We start from the raw sequence: 673 nt of genomic DNA on the forward strand, positions 1-673 counted from the left end.
ATAGCAACACGCGCCAGAGTGACGGCGTGAAGAGCGAACGGCCATCAAGCACTTCGCCAACGGGTTTGAGTTTTTCGAGCGGAAGATCGCTCGACTGGCTGACCGACATGACGATACCGACAGCTTCGCGTTGCTTACCAAACGGTACCTGAACGCGGCAGCCTGCGCTAACCTGTACGCCTTCTGGCAGCAGATAGTCGAAGGTACGGGCCAGCGGAACCGGCAGTGCAACGTGGGCTACGGGCATGAAAGCATCCAGGCTGAAAAAAATGACGTATTAGTGTACACTGTGTGCTTGCAAAATTGCGGATCAGTTTGCACCGGCTGAGTAATTTCTGTATGATTCGCCGCCTTTGATGCGCAGTTTTTGGTGTCAAAAAACCTAATTTATCAACTTCGCGCGGTGTCTGGCGTTAGGGCTGGAAGAGCGGCGCGGCCTTATACCGAGGTTTACCATGAAAAAAGATATCCATCCTAAATACGAAGAAATTACTGCAAACTGCTCTTGCGGTAATTTATCAAGATTCGCTCTACCGTGGGTCATGATCTGAACCTGGACGTATGTGGCGAATGCCACCCGTTCTACACTGGCAAGCAGCGTGATGTTGCTACCGGTGGCCGCGTTGACCGCTTTAACAAGCGCTTCAGCGTACCAGGCGCGAAAAATAAGTTT

At 51.7% G+C, this 673-nt stretch carries 1 protein-coding gene and 1 pseudogene; one reads left to right on the top strand and one right to left on the bottom strand.

All coding sequences use genetic code 11. From position 1 onward, the window contains the following. On the bottom strand, nt 1-247 hold a 247-nt coding region (locus M975_RS21950), incomplete at its 3' end, for a primosomal protein N' family DNA-binding protein (RefSeq protein WP_483413591.1). 208 nt (nt 248-455) lie between these two features. Between M975_RS21950 and rpmE the strand changes: the two are divergent. After that, a pseudogene (gene rpmE / locus M975_RS22645) lies at nt 456-673 on the top strand (50S ribosomal protein L31); the annotation flags it as partial.

Origin of the sequence: Buttiauxella brennerae ATCC 51605, from assembly GCF_001654925.1 — a bacterium.
GTDB lineage: Bacteria > Pseudomonadota > Gammaproteobacteria > Enterobacterales > Enterobacteriaceae > Buttiauxella > Buttiauxella brennerae.